At 45.6% G+C, this 23,532-nt stretch carries 23 protein-coding genes and 1 pseudogene; 12 read left to right on the top strand and 12 right to left on the bottom strand.

Annotation, left to right across the window (positions count from 1 at the left end; genetic code table 11):
• Positions 1 to 61: 61 nt before the first annotated feature.
• From gcvP to UL82_RS07085, 6 genes are all read left to right on the top strand, one after another.
• Positions 62 to 2,911 (top strand): aminomethyl-transferring glycine dehydrogenase, encoded by a 2,850-nt coding sequence (gene gcvP, locus UL82_RS07060; RefSeq protein ID WP_046439971.1) that lies wholly within the window; start codon positions 62 to 64, stop codon positions 2,909 to 2,911.
• A 40-nt stretch (positions 2,912 to 2,951) separates the two neighbouring features.
• The gene (gene gcvT / locus UL82_RS07065) at positions 2,952 to 4,061 is read left to right on the top strand and encodes a glycine cleavage system aminomethyltransferase GcvT (RefSeq protein ID WP_046439973.1); all 1,110 of its coding nucleotides are present in this window, start codon (positions 2,952 to 2,954) and stop codon (positions 4,059 to 4,061) included.
• Between the two features lie 100 nt (positions 4,062 to 4,161).
• Positions 4,162 to 4,548, top strand: a complete 387-nt coding sequence (gene gcvH, locus UL82_RS07070) for a glycine cleavage system protein GcvH (RefSeq protein WP_046439976.1) — start codon at positions 4,162 to 4,164, stop codon at positions 4,546 to 4,548.
• 103 nt (positions 4,549 to 4,651) lie between these two features.
• Entirely contained in the window at positions 4,652 to 5,401 is a 750-nt protein-coding gene (lipB, locus tag UL82_RS07075; RefSeq protein ID WP_046439977.1) for a lipoyl(octanoyl) transferase LipB, read from the top strand.
• 35 nt (positions 5,402 to 5,436) lie between these two features.
• Positions 5,437 to 6,489 (top strand): lipoyl synthase, encoded by a 1,053-nt coding sequence (lipA, locus tag UL82_RS07080; RefSeq protein WP_046439979.1) that lies wholly within the window; start codon positions 5,437 to 5,439, stop codon positions 6,487 to 6,489.
• Between the two features lie 198 nt (positions 6,490 to 6,687).
• On the top strand, positions 6,688 to 7,467 hold the full coding sequence (locus UL82_RS07085; protein WP_046439980.1) for a DUF4191 domain-containing protein: 780 nt from the start codon (positions 6,688 to 6,690) through the stop codon (positions 7,465 to 7,467).
• A gap of 85 nt (positions 7,468 to 7,552) precedes the next feature.
• On the opposite strand, the gene UL82_RS07090 is transcribed toward UL82_RS07085, so the two are convergent.
• Positions 7,553 to 8,026 carry an RDD family protein gene (locus UL82_RS07090; protein ID WP_046439982.1) on the bottom strand — a complete coding sequence of 158 codons (474 nt, stop codon included), beginning with the start codon at positions 8,024 to 8,026 and terminating at the stop codon, positions 7,553 to 7,555.
• 282 nt (positions 8,027 to 8,308) lie between these two features.
• Here UL82_RS07090 and glnA point away from each other — a divergent pair, with 282 nt between their 5' ends.
• Complete coding sequence (glnA, locus tag UL82_RS07095) at positions 8,309 to 9,745, top strand: type I glutamate--ammonia ligase (protein ID WP_046439984.1); 1,437 nt, start codon at positions 8,309 to 8,311, stop codon at positions 9,743 to 9,745.
• Between the two features lie 713 nt (positions 9,746 to 10,458).
• Positions 10,459 to 10,690 (top strand): annotated as a pseudogene (locus tag UL82_RS07105) (hypothetical protein).
• Here UL82_RS07105 and UL82_RS07110 read toward each other — a convergent pair.
• The 6 genes from UL82_RS07110 to UL82_RS11180 all read right to left on the bottom strand — a co-directional run bounded on the left by UL82_RS07110 (position 10,687) and on the right by UL82_RS11180 (position 14,549).
• Complete coding sequence (locus tag UL82_RS07110) at positions 10,687 to 11,169, bottom strand: hypothetical protein (RefSeq protein ID WP_232009539.1); 483 nt, start codon at positions 11,167 to 11,169, stop codon at positions 10,687 to 10,689. The pseudogene UL82_RS07105 and the gene UL82_RS07110 sit on opposite strands and share 4 nt — an antisense overlap.
• 26 nt (positions 11,170 to 11,195) lie before the next feature.
• Positions 11,196 to 11,354, bottom strand: a complete 159-nt coding sequence (locus UL82_RS11175) for a hypothetical protein (protein ID WP_170166113.1) — start codon at positions 11,352 to 11,354, stop codon at positions 11,196 to 11,198.
• Between the two features lie 489 nt (positions 11,355 to 11,843).
• Positions 11,844 to 12,245 (bottom strand): hypothetical protein, encoded by a 402-nt coding sequence (locus UL82_RS07115; RefSeq protein ID WP_046439987.1) that lies wholly within the window; start codon positions 12,243 to 12,245, stop codon positions 11,844 to 11,846.
• 452 nt (positions 12,246 to 12,697) lie between these two features.
• Positions 12,698 to 13,102, bottom strand: a complete 405-nt coding sequence (locus tag UL82_RS11645; RefSeq protein WP_407921675.1) for a transposase — start codon at positions 13,100 to 13,102, stop codon at positions 12,698 to 12,700.
• A gap of 181 nt (positions 13,103 to 13,283) precedes the next feature.
• A complete protein-coding gene (locus UL82_RS11650; protein ID WP_407921676.1) occupies positions 13,284 to 13,718 on the bottom strand; it encodes an IS110 family transposase in 435 nt (144 codons plus the stop codon).
• A 681-nt stretch (positions 13,719 to 14,399) separates the two neighbouring features.
• On the bottom strand, positions 14,400 to 14,549 hold the full coding sequence (locus tag UL82_RS11180) for a hypothetical protein (RefSeq protein WP_158407830.1): 150 nt from the start codon (positions 14,547 to 14,549) through the stop codon (positions 14,400 to 14,402).
• Positions 14,550 to 14,734: 185 nt separating this feature from the next.
• Here UL82_RS11180 and UL82_RS11420 point away from each other — a divergent pair, with 185 nt between their 5' ends.
• Positions 14,735 to 14,944: a hypothetical protein gene (locus tag UL82_RS11420; protein ID WP_232009540.1), complete on the top strand. Its 210-nt coding sequence runs from the start codon at positions 14,735 to 14,737 to the stop codon at positions 14,942 to 14,944.
• A gap of 358 nt (positions 14,945 to 15,302) precedes the next feature.
• Here the strand turns inward: UL82_RS11420 and UL82_RS07130 are convergent, their stop codons facing one another.
• Positions 15,303 to 16,199, bottom strand: a complete 897-nt coding sequence (locus UL82_RS07130; RefSeq protein ID WP_046439989.1) for a tetratricopeptide repeat protein — start codon at positions 16,197 to 16,199, stop codon at positions 15,303 to 15,305.
• Positions 16,199 to 16,522: a thiamine-binding protein gene (locus tag UL82_RS07135; RefSeq protein WP_046439991.1), complete on the bottom strand. Its 324-nt coding sequence runs from the start codon at positions 16,520 to 16,522 to the stop codon at positions 16,199 to 16,201. Before UL82_RS07135 ends, UL82_RS07130 begins: the two co-directional genes overlap by 1 nt.
• 193 nt (positions 16,523 to 16,715) lie before the next feature.
• Between UL82_RS07135 and mce the strand changes: the two genes are divergently transcribed.
• A complete protein-coding gene (mce, locus tag UL82_RS07140; protein WP_046439993.1) occupies positions 16,716 to 17,174 on the top strand; it encodes a methylmalonyl-CoA epimerase in 459 nt (152 codons plus the stop codon).
• Between the two features lie 111 nt (positions 17,175 to 17,285).
• On the opposite strand, the gene UL82_RS07145 is transcribed toward mce, so the two are convergent.
• Together UL82_RS07145 and UL82_RS07150 are read right to left on the bottom strand one after the other, a co-directional pair.
• A complete protein-coding gene (locus UL82_RS07145) occupies positions 17,286 to 18,398 on the bottom strand; it encodes a hypothetical protein (RefSeq protein ID WP_046439995.1) in 1,113 nt (370 codons plus the stop codon).
• 623 nt (positions 18,399 to 19,021) lie between these two features.
• Positions 19,022 to 20,299, bottom strand: a complete 1,278-nt coding sequence (locus tag UL82_RS07150; RefSeq protein WP_052735910.1) for an LGFP repeat-containing protein — start codon at positions 20,297 to 20,299, stop codon at positions 19,022 to 19,024.
• 117 nt (positions 20,300 to 20,416) lie between these two features.
• On the opposite strand from UL82_RS07150, the gene UL82_RS07155 reads away from it, so the two are divergent.
• The gene (locus tag UL82_RS07155) at positions 20,417 to 21,340 is read left to right on the top strand and encodes a trypsin-like serine protease (RefSeq protein ID WP_052735911.1); all 924 of its coding nucleotides are present in this window, start codon (positions 20,417 to 20,419) and stop codon (positions 21,338 to 21,340) included.
• Between the two features lie 450 nt (positions 21,341 to 21,790).
• Here the strand turns inward: UL82_RS07155 and UL82_RS11655 are convergent, their stop codons facing one another.
• Complete coding sequence (locus UL82_RS11655; protein WP_126317174.1) at positions 21,791 to 21,913, bottom strand: hypothetical protein; 123 nt, start codon at positions 21,911 to 21,913, stop codon at positions 21,791 to 21,793.
• 318 nt (positions 21,914 to 22,231) lie between these two features.
• Between UL82_RS11655 and UL82_RS11055 the strand changes: the two genes are divergently transcribed.
• On the top strand, positions 22,232 to 22,681 hold the full coding sequence (locus tag UL82_RS11055) for a hypothetical protein (RefSeq protein WP_126363865.1): 450 nt from the start codon (positions 22,232 to 22,234) through the stop codon (positions 22,679 to 22,681).
• The last annotated feature ends 851 nt before the right edge of the window (positions 22,682 to 23,532 follow it).

The following is a 23,532-nucleotide window of genomic DNA, read 5'->3' on the forward strand; positions in this document are numbered from 1 at the left end:
TTTTATACACACATACGTTGAAAAAGTTCCTTATCTGCTTTACCACGAGTAGGAGAACCACATGTCGCCATCGTCTGTATCCACGCCATATGTTCATCGCCATATCGGTCCTAACCAGAATGAACGGGAGGCGATGTGTACTAGTATTGGTTATCCAAACATTGCCGCGCTTGTTGATGCCGCTGTTCCAGACGCAATTCGCGCCAAGGATCTTCCTACTATTGCTCCCGCGCTTTCCGAAGAACAAGCACATGCACAACTACGCCATTATGCCGATAAAAATATTGTGTTGAAAGCCTTTTATGGTCAAGGTTTCTATGACACAATCACCCCACCGGTTATCCGTCGTAATGTGGTGGAAGATCCCGGCTGGTACACCGCATATACTCCCTATCAACCAGAGATTTCCCAAGGGCGCCTTGAGGCACTGTTGAATTTCCAAACCATGGTGAGTGAAATCACTGGTTTACCCATTGCTAATGCGTCACTTCTTGATGAAGCCTCCGCTGTCGCTGAAGCAATTGGGCTTATGAGTCGGACAAATAAAAAAGGTCGCCGGGTCATTCTCGATACCCGTCTGCACCCGCAAGTACTTAATGTTGCTAGTGAACGCGCACGAGCTATTGATGTTGAGGTGGAAATCGCAGATATTAGCTCCGGTCTTGTCGGTGAAGACCTTATCGGTGTGGTGCTGGCATATCCGGGAACCGAAGGTGATGTTATTGATCTCCAAGGTGTTATCAATGATATTCATGCGCGCGGTGGATTAGCCACGATCGCTACTGATCTGCTTGCCCTTCAGCTGCTTAAATCCCCTGGTGAGTTGGGGGCAGATATTGCGGTCGGTTCTTCTCAACGTTTTGGTGTTCCATTATTTTTTGGCGGCCCACACGCAGCTTTTATGTCGGTGACCGAGGCATTAAAGCGTCAATTACCGGGGCGTATTGTCGGCGTTTCTAAAGATGCTGCCGGTAATCCGGCTTATCGTCTTGCATTACAAACTCGCGAACAACATATTCGTAGAGAAAAGGCCACCAGTAATATTTGTACTGCTCAGGCTCTATTGGCAGTGTGTGCTTCTATGTATGCCATCTGGCATGGTCCAGCTGGGCTACGCGCTATTGCTGAGCGTATCCACCATCACGCAATCAGCTTTGCCGAAGGTATTCAATCAGCTGGTGGCACTATTGCCCACCAGGTCTTCTTTGATACTGTCACTGTGGTTGTTCCTAGTCAGGCAGAAGAAATCGTCGATAAGCTAGCTAAAACTGGGTACCTAGTGCGTGCTATTGGTACCGATAAAGTCAGTGTTTCTTTTGGTGAAAGCACCACTGAAGAAGATGTTGCAACCCTTGCGCAAGCTTTTGACGCACAGCCAGCACACATAAAAGAAGTGCTTTTCGACGAACTTCTTCGCACTACTGCAGCTTTACATCACCCAATTTTTAGCTCTGTGCATTCTGAGACCCAGATGCTGCGCTATCTGCGTTTGCTTAAAGATAAAGATCTAGCTTTGGATCGCAGTATGATTCCGTTGGGTTCATGCACAATGAAGCTCAACCCAACAGCGGGTATGGAGCCAATTACCTGGCCAGAATTTGCCAATATTCACCCCTATGCACCAGATTCTCACACCGTTGGGTGGCGTGAATTAATCAAAGAGTTAGAAGGTTGGCTGGTTGATATTACCGGCTATGCTCAGGTCTCGCTGCAGCCTAATGCTGGCTCCCAGGGTGAATTAGCTGGTTTGCTCGCTATTCGTCGTTATCATCTTTCCCGTGGCGATAATCAACGCGATATTGTTCTTATCCCACAGTCTGCTCATGGAACTAATGCCGCCTCAGCGACTTTAGCAAAATTGCGTGTTGTCGTTGTTGCTACAGCTAGCGACGGTTCCATTGACCTTGATGATCTCGACGCGAAGCTAGAAAAATACGCTGCACATGTTGCTGGCATCATGATTACTTATCCTTCCACCCACGGTGTGTATGAAGATACTGTGCGTACGGTTTGCGATAAAGTCCATGCGGTTGGTGGCCAAGTGTACATTGATGGTGCAAATCTTAATGCGCTGGCTGGTATTGCTCGACCAGGTCATTTTGGCGGCGATGTTTCACACCTTAACCTGCATAAAACTTTCGCTATTCCTCACGGTGGTGGTGGTCCAGGTGTAGGACCAGTAGCAGTTGCCCAACACCTTGTTCCATTTTTGCCTGCTGATCCAGTAGCAAGTGATGCTACTAATCCCCTACCTACCTCTACCGGTGTTCCGATTAGCTCGGCACGTTTTGGTTCTGCTGGTGTATTACCCATCACTTGGGCTTATATCGCGATGATGGGTGGCGCTGGTTTAGCTGAAGCTACCGCGCAAGCCATTCTTAATGCTAATTATCTAGCCAAGAATCTCACTGACTACTTCCCCGTGCTTTATACCGGTGCCAACGGTCTAGTAGCACATGAATGCATTCTCGATCTGCGTGAAATTACCGCTACTACTGGTGTCACTGCTGCCGATGTAGCCAAACGCCTCATTGACTATGGATTCCATGCACCAACACTTTCGTTCCCAGTTTCCGGCACGTTGATGGTTGAGCCCACCGAGAGCGAAGACCGTGCTGAACTTGATCGTTTTATCACTGCTATGCGATCTATTCGCGCAGAAATCGATGACATTGCCACTGGCGTGGTGAGCTATGAGGAATCAGTTCTCCACCACGCACCTTTTACTGCTGAGACTATTGCCTCAGATCAATGGGATTATTCCTTTACCCGTACTCAGGCTGTGTATCCAGTTTCCAGCTTGCGACGAACAAAATATTTCCCACCGGTGCGCCGTCTTGATGAGGCTTATGGTGATCGAAACTTTGCCTGTTCCTGCCCGCCGCCAGAGGTTTTCGATATCGAGGACTAACACTTATTCACAGATCACAGTCAAATATAAGGACATTCATATGACCGATCTACGTCTTTCTCCACTACATGAAGTACATGAAAAGCTCGGAGCCTCTTTTACTGCTTTCGGTGATTGGAACATGCCGCTGAAATATGGCAGAGAGCTTGAAGAACACCACGCAGTTCGCACTACAGCGGGGTTATTTGATCTTTCCCATATGGGTGAAATTCGCGTGAGCGGAAATGATGCCGGTGCGTTTTTGGATTACGCTTTAATCTCTCAACTATCAAATATTGCAGTGCATAGAGCAAAATATTCCATGATTGTTGCCGAAGATGGTGGCATTATCGACGATCTCATTAGCTACCGCTTAGGCGAAGAAGAATTCTTGGTGGTGCCCAATGCGGGTAATGCGCAAGTGGTTTTTGACGAATTAGAACGCCGCGCACACGGCTTTGATGTAGCGGTAGTTAATGAATCACAAGAAACTGCATTAATCGCTATTCAAGGGCCAAAAGCTGAGGAGATCCTGCTTAAGATCGTCGATACGCACAATGCGAAAACTCTGACAACGATGAAATACTATGCCTGTGCCCCAGCGGTTGTTGCTGGTTTTGAGGTATTGCTTGCCCGTACTGGCTATACCGGTGAGGATGGCTTCGAACTATATATTAATAATGAACACGCTCTGGCTTTATGGCATGCGATCAGTGAAGCAGGACAAGATCTTGGGTTGATTCCAGCTGGGTTAGCTGCGCGCGATTCTTTGCGTCTAGAAGCTGGAATGCCGCTTTATGGCAATGAGCTTAGTCGTGAGTTAACCCCACATGATGCTGGCCTGGGAGTGTTGATCGGCAAGAAGAAGGAAGCAGATTTTGTAGCCAAAGATGTACTGCTTAATGCTCAAGCCCCAAAAAAGGTTCTCGTTGGCATAGTCTCTGATGATCGTCGAGCTGCTCGTAGCGGGGCATTGCTTTTCGACGCCGAAGGCACCGAGGTAGGCATTGTTACTTCTGGCCAGCCCTCACCTACGCTAGGTCATCCCATTGCGCTTGCCTATATACGCCGTGATTGGGCTACTCCAGGTACTCATGTGCATGCAGATATTCGTGGCAAGCGTTACCCATTTAAGGTGGTTGAATTACCGTTTTATAAACGCAACTCCTGATCAAAAAGGAAAACCACAATAATCTGGTGCAATCGCCTGTAAGCGCATAAAGCAGCCACTAAAATTTAGGCTACATACTATCTATTTGAGATGAGGAACAATGTCTTTACCTGAAAACTTTTCTTATTCTGAGGAACATGAGTGGATCAATAGCACCGCAGATGCTGCTGTTGGCACTACCGTAAAAGTGGGTATTACTTCTATTGCCGCTGATCGTCTCGGTGAGGTTGTTTTCGCCGAGTTACCTCAAGTCGGCGATAGCATTGAAGCTGGTGAAACCTGCGGCGAGGTAGAATCCACCAAGAGTGTTTCAGATCTTTATGCCCCAGTAACCGGCACTGTTATTGCAGTCAATGATGCGGTTCATGATGATTATGCCATTATTAATAATGATCCTTTCGGTCAAGGATGGTTATTCGAAGTCGAAGTAGAATCCATCGGTGAATTACTTACTGCCGAAGAATATGGCAAGGCTAACGGCGTATAAAAGCACAATTTTTCACCCCGGCCATGGCTGGGGTGAAATTTTTTATCGCCTCTATTAGTTGATAAATAAGTGGTTGTACTATAGCGCCCATTCAAGGAGAATAATGACCGCCCCGCGTGCCCCTTTCTTTCCCGCTGACCAGTCCATCCGCGCTGATAATCACCCGATTGATGTTCGTTATTTAAAAACCATCGATTATCTAGATGCTTGGCACCTGCAGGCAGACTTAGCTGTGCAGCGAAGCCAGGGAGAAATTAATGACACTATCCTCGTTTTAGAGCATCCTCCGATTTATACCGCTGGAAAACGCACTGAAGATTCCGATCGACCTACCAATGGTCTACCCGTTATCGACGTTGATCGCGGGGGACGAATTACTTGGCATGGGCCAGGTCAATTGGTGGTCTACCCAATTATTAAACTCGCTGATCCCATTGATGTAGTCGACTATGTGCGTCGCATAGAAGAAGCTCTTATTCAGGTTATTCGTAATATTGGTCTACCTAAAGCTGGTCGTGTCGATGGACGATCCGGGGTATGGTTACCAGGTGATCCAGAACACCGTAAGGTAGCAGCATTAGGTATTCGGATCACAAAAGGGGTCACCATGCATGGCTTATCCCTTAATTGCTCAAATACATTAGAGTATTACGAACACATTATTCCCTGTGGTATCACCGATGCGGGGGTAACAACCCTCAGCGCAGAATTAGATCGAACGGTCACGGTAGAAGAAATGATCGAACCGCTTATCGACGCTTTGACCCGCGCTTTTCATGGCGAATTAGTAGTAGCAGATCATTCTTTTGATGCGCTGCCAGATCCGTCTTCCTCAACTCGACGCACCAACTAACACCCAAAGAGAACAACAGACTAAGGTAACCGCTTGTGACTATTGCACCCGAAGGACGCAGAATGCTTCGCGTGGAGGCGCGTAACTCGCAGACTCCCATCGAAGCAAAACCCCGTTGGATCCGCACCGCAGTCAAAACAGGTCCGGAATATCAAGACATTAAGAAACGTGTCTCTGGTTCTAGCCTGCATACTGTCTGCCAGGAAGCCGGCTGTCCCAATATTCATGAATGTTGGGAGTCTCGTGAGGCTACCTTCCTTATCGGTGGTGCTAATTGCTCCCGCCGTTGCGATTTCTGCCAGATCAACTCGGCAAAACCAGAACCGCTAGATCGTGATGAACCTCGCCGCGTTGCTGAATCTGTTAAAGAGATGCAACTGAATTACTCCACCATTACTGGGGTAACTCGTGATGATCTCGACGACGAAGGTGCTTGGCTCTATGCCGAGGTGGTGCGTAAAATCCACGAGATTAACCCCAATACTGGCGTAGAAAACCTGGTGCCTGATTTTTCTGGTAACCCAGAACTACTCCAAGAGGTTTTTGAGGCTAGACCAGAGGTTTTCGCCCATAACTTAGAAACCGTACCGCGTATTTTCAAACGCATCCGCCCCGCTTTCCGTTATGAACGTTCCCTCGATGTTATCCGACAGGCACGCGACTTTGGCTTGATTACTAAGTCCAATCTTATTTTGGGCATGGGTGAAACCGTCGAAGAAATCCGTTCTGCTTTAGTTGATCTACATTCTGCTGGCACCGATATCATTACTATTACGCAATATCTACGCCCCGGTCCGATGTATCATCCGATCGATAGATGGGTAAAGCCAGAAGAATTCCTTGAGCATGCTGATTTTGCGCGTGAGCTTGGCTTTGGAGCAGTAATGTCTGGCCCATTGGTGCGTTCTTCTTACCGTGCCGGCCGGCTTTATGCTCAGGCGCTTGCCGCACGTGGTGAAGAACTACCGGAAAACCTGGCTCATCTCGCAGAAACTGCCGAAGGATCAACTGCTCAAGAAGCTTCCACACTCTTGGATAAGTACGGTCCTAGCAAAGAAACTCCGGTTGTGTCTTCTATTCAGCGCTAAATGCTCTCATAGAGCACAATGACCCAGGATAGTAGTAAACGGTAGCTACAACTAGCCGCAAACAAAGGTTTTCTTTGCAGATGCTAGGAATGCTTTTCGCCTCGTAAAACCTACGAGGCGTTTTCTATTTGGGGCACGCCTGTGAACTGGCTACACTGGTAAACTGTTGATTTTGATCATCGAAATCCAAGGACGATAATGGCAGACGCAAAAAAGCAAGCTGATAAAGCTGCAAAGAAACAAGCGCGCGCAGAAAAACGTGCACAGCGTAGGAACAATTGGTCGCAAATTTGGCAGGCCTTTAATATCCAGCGCAAACAGGATAAAGCACTTATCCCAATTATGCTTGCCTCGATATTAGGTACCGCGTTAGTTTTCTTCCTAATTGGTACCCTCTGGGGCGGTCAGTGGTTCATGCTTATTATTGGTCTCCTCCTTGGGATTACCTTGGCTATGTTCCTATTTAGCCGACGTCTGCAATCTTCGGTGTATGAGCGTGCACAGGGCGAACGCGGCGCTGCTGGTTGGGCGTTAGAAAATATGCGCAGCAATTTTGCCGTGGTGTGGCGTACTAAAACTGCAGTAGCAGTAACCGGGCACATGGATATTGTGCACCGCGTTGCCGGTGTATGCGGTTTTGTGCTTGTTGGTGAAGGCGAGCGTCACCGCCTTAAGCCCCTTATGGAACAACAAAAAAAGCGAATTAATCGCTTAGCTCCAGGGGTTCCGGTCACCGAAATCTTTGTTGGTGAAGGCGAAGATGACGTACCACTTAAAAAATTGCAATCCACTCTGATGAAACTACCCCGCCATTATAAAAAGGATGAGGTTTATCAGATTGCAGCTCGTGTAGAAGCAATGGATAATATCACTGCACAGCAAACTGGACTGCCTAAAGGCCCGATTCCTAAGGGAGCAAAAGTATCTGGTATGAATCGACGCGCACGTCGTCAGGCAGCTCGTCGCGGGGAGAGCTAAAACAAACCGTTATAAAAAATAAATCCTTGGTGGTAAACACAGTGAAGTTTATCCCCAAGGATTTTTTATTAACCGTAAATATTTTTTAAGAAAGAATAACTGCGGTACCGGTAGCCCGATCATGCATACCACGACCATCAGAATCGACCATTGCCGCAGGTAAAACAAAGCAAGTTAATAAACTACGCGCACATGCACGAACAAACCCTACATGGGCATCGCGGACATCAATACGTCCTACTCCCATACCCAACAACATCTGTCCAGGTGTTCGAGCAAAGAAAGTAACACTCAGTGTTCCGAGTAAAATAAAAAGCAACATGGCCAATGTTGAGGTACCACCAAGCTGATGAGTAAAAATATTAATAAAGCTGGCCACAATCACACAGATTGCCCAATCAATAGCTACTCCCCCGGCGCGACGACGCACTGAAGCTAAAGCACCTGAGCCAAATTCTGGAAGGCCAAGCAACTCACCAGGCCAGCGGGATTCTTGGATGCCATCGTATTCGCCAGGAATTTGTGGGCCATCGAGCCATGATCGCTTGGGATTGTTCATGCCCAATAATCTAGTATTTACATCGCAATAATTCTAAGTATGCGTCCTGGTGCGAATAATATTATCTAGCTTTTTGATTCTTCTCATTCTTAGAAAACCAAACTAAAAGGATTTTTTGGTTACCCTATAGAAATTGCACTAAAGTGGTATCTAGTTTGCGCTACCAGATGCACACTCACTTTATATCTGGCATCGTTAATAACTAGGACAAGAATTTTATTTCATTGCGTCCTATCAATAATCGCTAGATAGCAAAGTTTCCGACGCTAAGTAGGAGTAACCGTGGCTTTTAACACCGCCGAAGATATACAGAAGTTCATCAAAGACGAGGGAATCGAGTTTGTTGATATTCGATTCACTGATGTTCCCGGTATCGAGCAACATTTCACCATCCCAGCACGGATCTTCGATGAGGAAGCCATTCATGAAGGGCTTGCTTTTGATGGTTCTTCTATTCGCGGTTTTACCTCTATCGACGAATCCGATATGACGTTAATGCCTGACCTGGCTACCGCTATGGTGGATCCTTTCCGAAAGACTAAAACCTTAAACCTCAAATTCTTTGTGGTTGATCCTTTTACCAAGGAGCCTTTTAGCCGCGATCCACGCACTGTTGCGCTCAAAGCAGAGGAATACCTTAGTTCTACTGGTATTGCCGATACTTGTTTCTTTGGTGCTGAGGCTGAGTTCTATCTATTCGACTCGGTGCGCTACTCAACTGAGGTTAATGCTGGTTTCTATGAGCTAGATTCGGATGAGGGCTGGTGGAACCGTGGTGCAGAAACCAACCTGGATGGCTCGTTAAACTTGGGTTCTAAAACCCGGCTAAAAGGTGGGTACTTCCCGGTAGCGCCTTATGATCAAACTCAAGAAGTCCGCGATGCAATGACTCATAAGCTTATCGACGCAGGCTTCGAAATTGAGCGTTTCCACCACGAGGTGGGAACTGGTGGTCAGCAAGAAATTAACTACAAGTTCAATACTTTGTTGCATGCAGCTGATGATCTGCAAAACTTTAAGTACATCATTAAAAATACTGCTCAAGCTTATGGAAAATCCGCAACCTTTATGCCCAAGCCATTAGCCGGCGATAATGGCTCAGGTATGCACGCCCACCAATCCTTGTGGAAAGACGGTAAACCACTGTTCCACGATGAGTCTGGTTATGCTGGACTTTCTGATATTGCTCGCTACTACATTGGTGGTATCTTGCACCACGCCGGGGCAGTTCTTGCTTTTACTAATCCCACTTTGAACTCCTACCACCGGTTAGTTCCTGGTTTCGAAGCTCCTATCAATCTGGTTTATTCTCAACGCAACCGCTCTGCGGCAATTCGAATCCCAATTACTGGTGCTAACCCTAAAGCAAAGCGCATTGAATTCCGTGCTCCAGATCCTTCTGGTAACCCGTATTTCGGCTTTGCGGCCATGATGCTCGCTGGTCTTGATGGTATTAAGAATCGTATTGAGCCTCATGCACCCGTCGATAAGGATCTCTATGAACTTCCACCGGAAGAGGCCGCTTCCATCCCTCAGGCTCCTACATCTTTAGAGACTTCATTAGCTGAGCTAGAAAAGGACAGCGACTTTCTTACCGATACCGGTGTCTTTACTGAGGATCTCATCGAGACTTATATCAAGCTCAAGTACGATCACGAAATTACTCCTGTACGACTGCGCCCCACCCCACAAGAATTTGAAATGTACTATGACTGCTAATTTTTAGCACTTTTTAATGACCAGAACAAGCCTTATTTCAGCTGGTCGCAACTTCATGAGAATTCCGATGATTCTGCTGATTCCAATGTCCCTGGGAGCGCATACGGGATTTTTATGAAATTGTGTGGGACCAACGGCATAAAACCCCACCGTTAAAACAAACGCTCAACCAACGGTGGGGATCTTTACCACCACAAGTAGAAAGACTGGACGCAACCCGATGGGAAACATACGCAACGTCCAGAAGCTACTCAGCCACATTCTCCGCCATGCAATCTGCACGTGGCCGCACATCTGTTTCTGTGAAAGCTAGCTCAATTCGTTGAAGAATTCAGGAGGAAATTCATGCGTGAACGACTTCCGCGTAATGGACTCACCACCAATGAATGAGCAGCGCGCGTTGGCTGCACTCCACAGGCCATTCGGAACTGGACTTCCGAGCCACATGAGAACTATCTCGCCCAAGCTGATGCAAAGCGCGAGCGCTTCCAGAACCTGCGCACCAAAGATCTTTCCATGCACAAGATTACAGCAGAAATCGGTTGTTCTGTGGGCACGGTTCACCGCTATGTGAAAGAAGATCAAGAGACGGAAAACGCATGAGCCAAACCAAATAAGCCAACAGGCAACATAATGTCCATTCTGTAAGCTATCGACATGGAAGAAAAAAGCTATCATCATTATTTTTCGGAAATGTCGTTCTTGAGTCACACATTTTAGGCACAGAAATTCGAATATATGCGATCTTATTCCGTGCGTCCCAGCCCAGATATCACCCTTTCTGTTCCATTAAATGAACTGCAAGGGAAGCTCAATCTTGATCATGCTGACGCTCTAACCAAAAAAGTATTTGACTCCGTCGCCGAAGAACTAAACGAAAACTACCCAGGTGGACGTGAGCGTGCGGAAAAAGAGTTAAAAAATTGGATTATGCAAAGTAGCTAATGAACATTACAGGGCAGATGAACTTCTTTTGAGATACCAAACCCGTGATGGCTTCCTGCAAAGATTTCCCCAGCAATACGGTAGTCATGCCCTGAAGTCGTTGGATTACATATTGTTTCTCCACGAACCGTTGCGTACCCACCCTCAGTAAACTGTTTGTAAATCTCACCTACAGTTTCGTAGACCAAACCAAGATGCTCTTCTTGAAACCTAATTCTTGCACTCAGGAGCAAAAAACCAGTTCCTGAACACCTAACATGTAAGCCATACGAGACAATCCCACCAGCTTCTACTTGAGGATTTGCACATATTCCAGTACACGCACCTGCCCCTATAGAACGAGTCAATACCTCATCATTCAACGTTTCATCTTCAAGGGTAAAAGTAAAACTTTCTCCAGGTTCTAGCTCAACCCGAAAAGATGATTCATCCGGTATTACAGGTGAGGTGGCCGAAGCCAAAGAAGAATCTTGCAACACTTTAGGAAAATATTTAACCTGCCTTATCAAAACCAATAAACATTAGTTTCTCTTGCATCTTCGATAGCAGCATTCTTATCCGAATTAAAAATCAGCACTATTTCTGCTGCCAGGTGAGCTTGCGCCGCAACAGTAGCTGGATTTGTGTCCTCGCGGGTCACCTCGCGACTCAGATTCTGACGCATATCCTGCACAACTAGTTAGGTTTATTTCGCATCTACCTGCGCCGCATCACTTTAGTGCATGAGGTGTGTAGATCTTTTGAACGAAGCCGGAAACCGAAAGTCTAATTATCAGCAATAGGTATACCAATCGGCGTGATGTCGGTCTAACGACATTGATCATGCAGTTCAGGATTAGACGCGAAAAGCGGAACGAATCCAAGCAGAGTGCTGGTCGTGTCAACGATGGAATCCAGATCGACCAAGATAAGCACCTAAGCACCAATGACAGCAAGCAAAAGTAGGACCAGGGGGTTGCGCCGAAAAAATTTCACGGAGATCTCCCTGTGTTGGTTTGGATGTATCGATTTCACCGTGTGGTCAAAGCCACGCTGTGCAACTTACCTTTTCGCCCAACCCGACTAGGTTGGATGTTAGCCATTCACCAAACGAAGGTCAGACCCAACGAATACAAATTCACTATCAGTTACGTATCACGACTAGGAGTGGTCTTTAATCAACATGCTCTAATGTGCGAAGCTTCTGCGAAAATACAAAACTAGGATACTTATCTTTTACAGAATATTCTTCATCCATGAAAAGATAACTAGCTAATTTTTCCAAGTCTGGTGTGTCAATATGAAATTCCTTGTTTATCTGCATAAGGTTCGCTATGCAGTCGACACGGAAGAGTAACAATCCCTCAATATTTTCCCCCTTGTTTTCTTCTTTAAACTGATCTAGCAAAATTTCAAGTATTGTTCCTTCCTCTGAGGGGCTTACCTCTTGTGAAAAAAACAATATCGATATAAATTCCTCTTGATTGGCTCGAGTTATTCTAGATTTATATATTTCATAAGCATCATTAATAGACTCTTCTCTAGCCAAAAAATATGTAGTAGACAGTACTACCATCTGAAAATTCTCCTGTGTGCAAAATAGAAGATGCAAAGGTTCTTATCACTGTTCACCATAGCTGCATCCGTGACTACCTCTTGGTATCGGTGAAAATTTCAAGTAAAAGCTATGACGTCCCAATCTAGAGTGCGTAGCAACATAGCCACCTACCCGGGCCGGGGACTAAGGGTGTGTAGGGACTTAGGACGATAACGGTGTGATGACACGATGGGGGTGTTCCTATATAGTTTGTCAATCTTTCGGGTAGTTTCTGCAGGGGTGTTGTAGGTTTTTGAATCTGGTTCTGGTTGTTTGTTTTCAGGCAGGGGTCTTAACCGACTGGGGTTTCCCAGTCGGCTCTGTTGATCGTTTGTGAACCTATGCGGCGGTGGTCTCCGTTTAGGGTTAGGGATCTCTGTAGTACTCGTGATTTTTCATCATGGCGAACAGCACGTTGAGTCGTCGACACGCTAAGGCGACAACGGCTGCGTTATGCCTTTTGCCTTCGCTGCGTTTTCGTTCGTAGGATTGCCGTGAACGCTCGTAGAATCTGATCGATGCAAAAAACGATTGCCATAGGGCGTTTTTAATTTCTTGTTTCCAGACCGATTGAGCGAATTGGACATAATTGACGTTCCAGACTGATTGGTCCTCGGTGATAGCCCAGCATAGGAAGCCAGATGGCCAGCGGTGGGACAATCAGAGATATCGCCAACCGTCATCAATATTTGCGCAGCCAACCTAGGGCCAATACCTGGTATCGACAAAAGGAGCTGGGTTTGCGGGATCCCCTGGATGAGCTCGATGACTTGCGCTTCGACTTCTTTACGATGCTCAAGTTTTAAGTAGCGCATCTTTTGCCGACATGGTCGCACCTAACTCAGCGTATCGTGCACCCGCAATCTGAACAGATTGACCACTGATAGTAGCAAATATCGCGTCGGTGACAGTTTCAGGATTACGAGACCAATGTTTATAAACAAAGGTAATAACACGGGTTTTACCTAGACGTTTTATTTTTGTTTGCCCTCCATACTTGGCTAGCAGGTGCAAGATCTATTTCCGGTGAATCATCTGTCCACGTAATACATGCTCAAACGCTAGATATGTGCCGACCAATGCTGAACGGATCTGGTTGATCAGCCGTGTATAAGATCTGACCAGGTCTTCGTCGATACCGTTGAGCACCTTCAACTGTAGGAAGGCTTCTTCGACTCGGTCGACCTTTCTCAGTGATTCTGGAAGATTTTTACCAGCGTAGGCGATGATATAAGCATCTCTGACGTCTGTCTTTAAGTTACCAGCGTGAATACGCGATAGCTGACGCATTACCACTCCAGTAGTGGCTGCATACTCAGCGAGGATCTTCCGAAGCGACTGCTCGTGTTGGTTAATGCGTTTGGATAGGACCTGGTGGCCACTGGAATCGAGAACGCAAGCGTAGTGGAAATACGTACCGACATCCATGCCGATGACATAGTCGTATGTCATCTTTGAACCTCCTAGTGATAGAAAGCGAATTTGGGACATTTCATCGCTGGTGGTCGGACATACTTCACGCTGGCATCCACATTACTTTGAGACCTCGCACATAATTGAGCGGGTCAGGTTCCTATTAGCAGTTGGGAGTATGTTACTGCCTTTGGCGGCATCACCCCCCCCGGATCATTTTCAGACAGGGATAGAAATAAGCCATACCAAAGCCAGTGACTAGTTTCATCTCCCCGAGAGGAAAGAGGGAACGAAACAAACATAACCCACCCCTGAAACAGGGAATAGCCTATGAAGCTACGGTGCCCTCAAACGGAACTGCTAACAACGTAATGGGAAGAAGTGGGACACTTAGGAGGCTTAGCAGGCTATCTGGGCACGCCAGTTAGAGAAGCTCACTTCGCTTGCACTAGAAAGACTTTATTCAGGAAACCCCCGGAAAAATCTGACTTGGTTCTTTTGCTACTTTGAACACGCCGAGGAAATAAACCCTACCGCGCACACGTATTGTGCGAAAGTCACCCTATGAGACCAACCAGCCGCTTTGAGCAAGCTCTGACTACCACGGCACTGTTATGATGCTACTATCATGAAAACATTTTCCAAACCGCTCCAAAACACCCTCATTGTTTGGATTACTTCAGTTCCGCTTTACCTATACCTAGGTATACCTTGGTGGTTCTACCCATTATCACTAGTTTTATTATTACTTTCACTACTGTTTTGGTTAAATATCTTCCCCCAGAACCCTGCCTCTTCATCCCTTAAAATCAACAACGTACGTCCATATACTTTTATAATTTCTGGGATTTTTGCAGCATTAATAGTCATATACGCCGCTTACTTGTTTTATTAACACATATATCGATAAGTAACACCGACCAATTCTTTTACTTCGCAAAGATAACGCTATTGCAAACAAGTGAAAGGAATAATTACGCAAAGCCATTACGCCTATTTACAGGGTTACTGTCTACTGCCCCGATAATTGCTGACAGGATAGCGTGACGGGCAGTATGAACCAATCAGAAATAGATGCACTTACCCAGCGCATTGAGCAGCTTGAACTTAACCAAGCAAGACTCATCATACTGCTTAGTGATGCCCCAGAAAGACATAAAGCCTTCGATAGAGCCTGCTATGAAGCTAATTTAACTTTCGAACAAGAAACACAAGTTCGACAAACCATCGTAGATTTTTCTCGAATCAGACAAGACAGACATTAATGAACTTCATACAAGCGTTGAAGCAATTGTAGGGTATGCGCTTGGTGCTACAAGGCTTATTTCAGGATTCAAAGTCCGCGACACAGCAAAAGAACGCTGGAAACAAATAGACCCAAACGACGATTTCTAGACGCACTCAAGCCCAACCATTAGGACAGACATTCTTACTCTAAACAGCTGCTTACTCATCTAGTGCTACATGCTCTTTCCTACTTCAGTACATCTAGTACGGCAAAAACTTACCCATCTTACAAAGGCAAGCATCATAAATAACCCGTAAGCGCTGGATACTCCCACTACCCAGCCCTTACGGATTTAGCTTACTTATGCACTCAGGTCAGCGTCGATAAGCGCGAAATTAAAATAACTTATTTGCCATAGCAGCACGTGCGGAAATCACTCTAGGATCGGTTGGCTCAAACAGAGCAAACAACTCTAATAATCGTGTACGCGCTGCGTCGTTAGGTAAGAAAGTTATTAGCCGTTCGAAAGCCAATTCTGGAAGGCCAGCAGCAATATGGTGATCGGCAGCTGCACAGGCTAGCTCGATATCATCTGGATTAGCATCAGCAGCCACAACTGGATCAGTACTGTGATCTGCCTGCTGTAATCTAGCTAATAGGCGGGCATTGTCTCGTGCTTTTAATGCCATAGCGTTTTTCGGTTCTTGCACCAAAATTGCATCATAAACTGCAATGGCAGCGTCAAAATCACCATTGTTTAATGCTTGGGTTGCTGGTGCAAAACGAGGATCTTCTGCTGGCTCGGTATCCTCATCTTCTGGTAGACCAGTTAGTTGTCCAGCAACCGCCTCTACAACTGCTGCACTCCACTTTTCTAATGCTTCCTTAGGCTGTCCGCCTTCAAAATTAGCAATTGGCTGTCCAGAAGCAATCGCTACCACAGTAGGAAGGCCTTGGATGCCAAACATTTGCGCGACCTGTGGGGTTTGATCTGCATCAACATACCGGAATACAAAGCTTGGCGTAGCATTCTGCGTTGCAGTTACAAGCTGGCTAAAATCTGCTCTTAACTGTTCCGATTCTGGACTGCGTGAAGTACCAATGAGCACAATAACTGGAACTTGCGTCGAGCGCTTGATTAATTCCTCCTCGACATTGTCCATGCTCAAAGTCAACACACCCGCTACACCGCCAGCCATAGTGGTGTGAGCAGCATTAGCCCTAGCATCGGCACGAGCTTTTACCTCACCTAAATCAATGGCACCAGCTACAAAACGATTCGGTGTGGTCATTATTTTTCTCCTTCGTTTTCTGCCTGCGCTAAATGACGCTCTACACTATCCACTTTGGTTTTAATCTGATTACTATGGCCAGGTCTAATATCGGCTTTTATAACTAAACTCGCTCGTGGTGATACTGCAAGCACGGCATCAGTTGCCTGCTTGATAACCGCCATTACCTCATCCCACTGCCCTTCAATCAAAGTAAACATGGCATTGGTCTCGTTAGGTAATCCAGATTCACGTACTACTCGTACCGCAGCAGAAACAGCCGCTGCCATATCAGCACTAGTATTATCCACCACGGTAGGCGCTACCGAAAAAGCAACAATCATGGCGCCAAGTCTACTGTTGTTTCTCTTGCCGCGAATACTTTTGCTTTTCATCTAGATAGCTAGGCTAATCTAGCCAACGTTCTTCTTTATTTCTTTAACCAACCCATAAAACTATTACTTAATCTGTGAATAATTAAACAAATAGCTACTTTTTCAAGACAGCATTGTGAGGATCTCGCTACACTCGACAACCATGAGTAACGATATTTCCTCCATTGATATCCCCCACGAGCTTGTTATTTGCCTCGATCACGTAGGCATTGCTGTGCCCGATCTAGATCAGGCAGTTGAGTTCTACCGCAGTGCTTTTGGCTGGGTTAACCACCACCAGGAAACCAACGAAGAACAAGGCGTTACCGAAGCCATGGTTGGTCCAAAGAACCTCAAAGAAACTGACGGTATGATCCAGCTTCTTGCTCCACTCAATGAGGATTCCACCATTGCAAAGTTCATTGAAAAGAAAGGTCCTGGCCTTCAGCAGATGTGCCTGCGTACCTCCGACATTGATGCACTAAGCAAGCACCTCACCAAACAGGGTGTACGCCTGCTTTACCCAGAGCCAAAGCGTGGCACCGGTGGAGCTCGTATTAACTTCGTTCATCCTAAAGATGCCGGTGGCGTATTACTAGAGATCACCGAGCCAGCTTCCTAATACGGCTAATATATCCGGCCTCTCATTATTCGAGAGGCCATTTTTTATGGCCAGGATTTCACACTATTAGCGTTAGAGCGATTGATTTTTAAAGACACTACTTTTGACTAGTTATAGTGTTCGCGATATCGATGAAATTCCACAAGCATCGTCTGAGCAGGCCTTTTTTTCATATTTCAAGCGAGCTACGACCAACTCTGGCTTATCCCATCGACTTATTTCAATACAATCTTTTTGTCGAATTCCTAATAGTGCCTCGGTCGAAAAGTTAACTGGTATGTAGGCCTTTGCGTTAAAAGATCGAATGTTCCCAGTTTTTTCTGGCAGATGCGTATCTCTGTGGTTGATAAATACGTTGCCATTAATGTCGATAAAGCCATTTTCACCGAAAGGCAAGCTTTGTGTTATCGCAAAGTCTTCATGAAGGTTCATCGAAAAATGGGTAACTTTTTGAATCGTTAATTCATCATCATCACCGATCCGAACCTCAAATGACTTAAAGTCCGTTCTCTCTCCTTTAGTTATTCCCTCCAATACTTCAAATACTCCATTGCCTAAATAATTAACATGTGGATATTTAAAATCGGGGATATTTTCGTCATATCCAAGCGGGAAGTTGATTTTCTTGATTGATCCGTCGTTACGAATCAAGACTAAATCTTTTTCATAACGCTCTCCTTCGTAGGAGTCGCCAACGACAAGTGCCGCTTCCTCCCCTACTGCAAGAGAATGAGGAACAGTTGGGACTGTGCCTTTGGAAGTAGATTCTTCGTAAAATGCAACAAAAGAATGATGAAATTCAGCTGAATTAGAATCATTGATAATGGCTATGGCCAGATTTCCGTTGGGGGAGCTTCCATAAAATGAGACCGGACTCTCTTTCAGGAAAGACACTTTTTGTGTCCCATCTCCAAGGTTATTTATTGAACCTGCAAAATAACCGTAACTACCCTTTCGCGTAGCAAGAGCAACCGGAGCCCAGCTCCCCTGTCCTTGTAACCATCCAAGCTGCTGGCCAGAAGGAGAATAAAGGTAGTAGGAATTATCAATCTTAGAAGAATATGGCTCCATAATAGGCCCATAAGAGACTATGAAATTTCCAGGGGAAGTCCACAACTTCTCACTTTCAGAATATTGCTGAGCATCTGAGCATCCTACAAAAACCATGCATGCAATAGACACGATTATCCACAAGACACGTTGTGGTCTTGAAAAAATCTTCATTACCTGAAAACTCCGATGATTTAATAGTCTCTTACAAATGGGCTATCCCTGATATCATCAGGATAGACTCCTGGTCCTCCATTTTTATCCAGGTCAATAGCATTTCTAGAAGCAACCATGTAAGCAGACCAGACTAAAGAAGAACAATTGAAAGAGTCACCGTCGACATTTTTGTTGAAAGCGAAATTATATCGATAGCCTGCCCCTGGAGAATTGTAACCTACTCCAGTCTTGCTAAGAGCCCAGTTTGCTGCAGCATTTCTCGTAGCCTGGCTGGTATTAACGGTTTGCTTACGTAGGTTCCGTAGACGGGGAGGATTAGTTCTTCGGGGATCTCCCTTTTCAAAGTTTTGGCGTCGTTTCACTCCAGATGTTGTATCATCTTCTCCAGACAGAGAACCACTACCTATTACGCCTGATGCTTCGACGGTATCATTTTTCGAATTATTGTTAGCATTAGGGTTTCCAACAAAAATTCCATTGTGACCATGGTTTACTCTAGCGGTTGTTGCGTCGGAATAAAATATATCACCACGATTTTTCGGATTAATAGGATCTTCATCCGTACCTTCTGGTAATCCTCCGGACTGTAAAGCTACAGTTTCTAATTCATATCGGTTGAACTACTCAACTAGTTCATTAAAAGCAATGGCGAAAGTCTTCCTTACGTCATCCTGCCTTGTGGACTTCACGTAGTACATGCCATCCACATACACTTGCCAAGCATCAAGATGACCGTATTGATTTCCAGGCATGGAATCTACGATTTTCTGGACTATGTTGTTAAACCCGGTCAAGCTTCCATGCTCAAATTTTTGACTAATTTTTACATCATTAAAGACTTCATTGGCATCATCTATGGGGTACCCGTAAGTACTTTTCTCAAAACCAGCTTTGCCCCACTCTATGAGAATAGAGCCCGATACAGCATGTGCTCCGTATTGTGGTGTCCAGTAGATCATGCCGCCTTCGAAGACATTGAATCGTCCGATTCCATCAGGAGTGGTTAGCTCATCACGGATGGGATACCCGAGTTCACTGTTTTGGGCGCCCATGGATTGCCACTTGTCATAGATAGCGCCTTGAATACTAGCTTGAGTCGCAGGTAATGCATTGTGGGTGTAGATGTGTCCGCCTTGAAAATCTTGCTTATACCAAGCGTTTCCTTGAGCAATGTCACTGGTTGTAGGATATCCAAGGAAACCTTTTTCCCAGCCATGTCGTTGCCAAACTTTTGATGTTGGCAGGCTGACAGTATGAGCTCCTGTCTTTGGATGCCAGTAGATATACCCGTTGACGAATTCAGAGCGCTTTCCGATCCCATCGGGGTTAGTTAATTCATTGGTTTTTGGAAAAAGAAGGAAGCTGGTGGGGCCACCGATGCTGTCGTATTTTTCCTTGATTAAACCGCATACTTCAAAACTAGTTGGCCAGTACACTCCACATCCTGGATGGGCATTCAAGGTCGGAGTATCTGGGTCTACAAGTTGTGCTTCCCGGGTTTCTGTTTTATCGGCTTCGGCTTTGTCTACACCGGCAGGAATCTCTTCTCGGTCAGAGCGCATCTTACCAGGAATAATTTCAGCGTTCGGATTAGCAGTTGGATGCCATTCTACTAGGCCCTGAGGATTAAGCTCTTCCTCTGTGACCTGGTTAACCTTATAATCTTCAGCACCTGGAGGGGTTGGAATGCCCCACTGAGCAAATGGTCCGTCGACCACCTGTGTCGAAACTGCATCGTTATCAGCGACTGAAGCTCGAGATGTTTCAGGCGTCGACTGTATCTGGTCACGATGAGATGAACCAGAAAAAGAAGATTGAGCTACTGCAGCACCAGGAGTGGTACTTATTAGTAAGCTTATCGAAATAGTGACGATTAATTTGTGCGAGAGAACTTTCATGGTGATCCCTGAGAAAAAAGTTGAGTAGAAGGCTGTTTATTGAGTTACCCTATAGGCTAAGGAACGCTTGTACCGACTAAGTGAAAAACTTCTCATCTCTAAAGTCTCGGAGCAATCATGGAAATAGCTAAAACCAGCCTTATTTCTCTAGCCTGCGTATTTGTAGCACTATGGTCTTTTCCTGCTGCGGCTAAAGAAATAGATAACGACTTTGTCTCTCTGCGGGCAAGTAGTACCGTGCCGGTGAACGATAATCGAATTGCTGCTTTATGGTCGGTGATTCCGGGCTTAGACGACATACAGGAAAGTCGCATTCGACGTGATTGCACCGCAAGCTATCTGGGGGATAATTTCTGGTTGACTGCGCATCACTGTGTTTCTAATTCACCATTTATGGATGGATTCCTTCGTCAGTCAGACGGTGAAATAGCAGGCATCGCCGCAATCTACACTAAATCTTTAGCCGATGACGTTGCCCTCATCAAGGTCGGTGAAGGAATTAACGCCGATGTCTTCGCTCTTACCAACGAATCTCTAAAAATCGGTGATGAAGCTGTGCTTACCGGATACGGCCAACCTCATGACTATGCATCTTCAGCGTTGACAGTTATTTCTGAAAAAGTAGACTCACTAAGCTTTGGAAACGTCACTTATACAGACCTTTTCAAAGGAACAGCATCAACTGATTCTCGTTCTTGTGGTGGAGATTCAGGCGCACCTGTCTACAAAGCCGAAACTCTTTATGCAGTACACACTGCCGGCGGTTTCAATCCAGAATGCAGTGGTGGCCAGAATCGGCTGATGTGGCACACGAACCTTGTTCCAAGGCTTCCCTGGATTAAAGAAACGATAGAAAATAATTCGGGTCTCACATACCAGGAAAAATCCAAAGCAACCACTGGTCTAAAACATGCTGCTATCTTATTTCCAAATGTAGACAAGCCCCAAGGTTCGCACGATAATTCCTCCCCAAATAAGAGCTCATCTAATCTCTTTTCTCTATCAAGCACACAACCTTCCCAGTCGCTAAGCAGACAGTAAATCTTCATCTAAAAACCCTATGAGAACTAAGTCTGCTGGAATCCTGATAGGTGGGAAATGCCGTAAGCAATATACGGTTCCCCACCACTAGGTATTAGGAAGAAAATCTTTTCAAGAAAACAACAGAAAGAATCCTTTTACCACGTCTAATTTTGAAACTGATTTAGAAGAAGTACTTAGACTTGTGCATGGATACCCTGATTCTCTTTATATTCGTCATAAGGAGGAAACTGTGTGCGCTGTATTTCAAGTGTTTGTGCAATAACTAAATGTAAAAGGATATATCTAATATAAAAAGGATCCTCCTCGGAAAAATCTGAACTGCTCCCTGTTAGTTGGTGTTTGATTTTCTCAATCCAATTAACAGGGAGCAGTTCAGTTTTTTGTTCCTAAGCATTTGCCTTAATTTCTATTATTTCTTCGGCCAGGTGATGGCTCCAAAATTTTGACTCAACGGTCGACCCGCATACGGTAGCCGAGACTTTGGTGAAGCCTGGAATTATTGCACCAATTCACCCATTCAAAGGTCACGATTTCAACATCGACAACGTCTCTCCACGTCCGAATATAGATGAACTCATCTTGTACGACCCATTAACGTTTTCCATCAGACTATGACACACCGTGCGTGGGTACACCGTTGAGTTCAAGAGCCAGGCTTACACAGAGATAAACGCAAGACGCTGACGGCTATCAGGTACAGAAGAAGTAAAAAAGCACTTCGCGGGGTTTATTCGGACTCTCCATGATACTCCTTTTAGACATAACAAATCTATAACTAAATGATAATGAGGGGTTGAAAAATATCTACTTTACATTCAACATCGAAACTGTCCACATATTTACCCGAAGATTGAAGGAAACAATGATCACTGAGCGAACTTTTGGAAAATGACAGGTACGATACTGGTGGGATTAAGCGTCGCATTTGCTTCCGCTGCACCAGCTCAGGCCACAGAAATTCCTAATTCGAAGCTTTCCCATAATCAAGCAGCAGAGAAAAAACAAACAATTACGTATTCCGACGGAACTACTGTGACTGCCGTTATGACTGAAGATGGACAGAATGTGCAGCTATACCTAAATGGAGAATACGTTAAAACGGCTTCTCTGGAAGAACTAGCAGTGGCTGCCAAAACAGCTGAATCCGCTCAATCAGGAGACATCCAGCCCCGTAGCGCTTGCGGGCACATTCTAAATGGTTTAGCAGCTGCTAATGGTTTACTCTGGGTCGCAGCAGGATTGACCGCTGGTACAGGAAACCTCCCTGCCGCTGCTGTTGCTGGTGTTGCTGGCGTAGTGACATCGGGAATTATCGGTGCTGCTGGTGCGGAATGTTAGAAATGGTAAGCCAGAAACGAGAGCCGCTTAGCAAAGCTCAGATCATTTCTATTAGTTCGATCCTATTGGCAATGGGTGTCACTTGGACCGCAGTAGTCTTTTACCGATTTAACGTGAAGTCAATTACAGGTGAATGGGGGAACCTGGTATTAGCTTCTGTTGGTTTAGGTTTCGGTTTTTCTGTTTTATATGCAGGACTCGTTCATAAAAGAAAGATGTTTTCTTTTGCAGTGCTGGGAATTTTCACGAGTACTTTTTTGCTCATAGCCATGGCATATTACTCAGAAGCCTTTTAAGTGACAGTTATCTTAATGCTGTCGATGTGAATGCTGCCCAACTATCGTGGAGGTTGGGCAGCATTCACATGTTCTGTGCTACAAGCTCACATAGCCTAAGTGTTTAGTTCATCCTACCGCAATAGTGAAGGATTCTTGCTGCCGCGGAAGTCGCATGCGCAACTTCCGTGCCTCTTTTGAGAGTCCTATCCTGGTGCTCGTTTGCGCTTGCACGCCCTGACATTTTGAACACACAGTGTTGCTCTACAGTGTCGTCTAATTGTGCCGACATATTACCTGACACAAGCGCCCAGCTGCTTGATAGCTGGATACACCCATGGTCTTTACATTATAGATACTGACTGCCTAATTCTAGGGACTAACAACGTAATCATCATGCAATGGAGGTTCCTCCGTAGTTTTAAGGTAAACATATTCAGCCAACGGCTTCTTATCCCCCGGAGCCAGCATCGCCGGAAGTTCTCCGTCTAGATAGAACAAGCACTTACTAGAACCATTCCGTCTGCCATCAAAAAGAGCCGCTATAATTGCCGAGGCTCAATGCTAGTAAATTCG

The organism is Corynebacterium kutscheri, assembly GCF_000980835.1.
GTDB lineage: Bacteria > Actinomycetota > Actinomycetes > Mycobacteriales > Mycobacteriaceae > Corynebacterium > Corynebacterium kutscheri.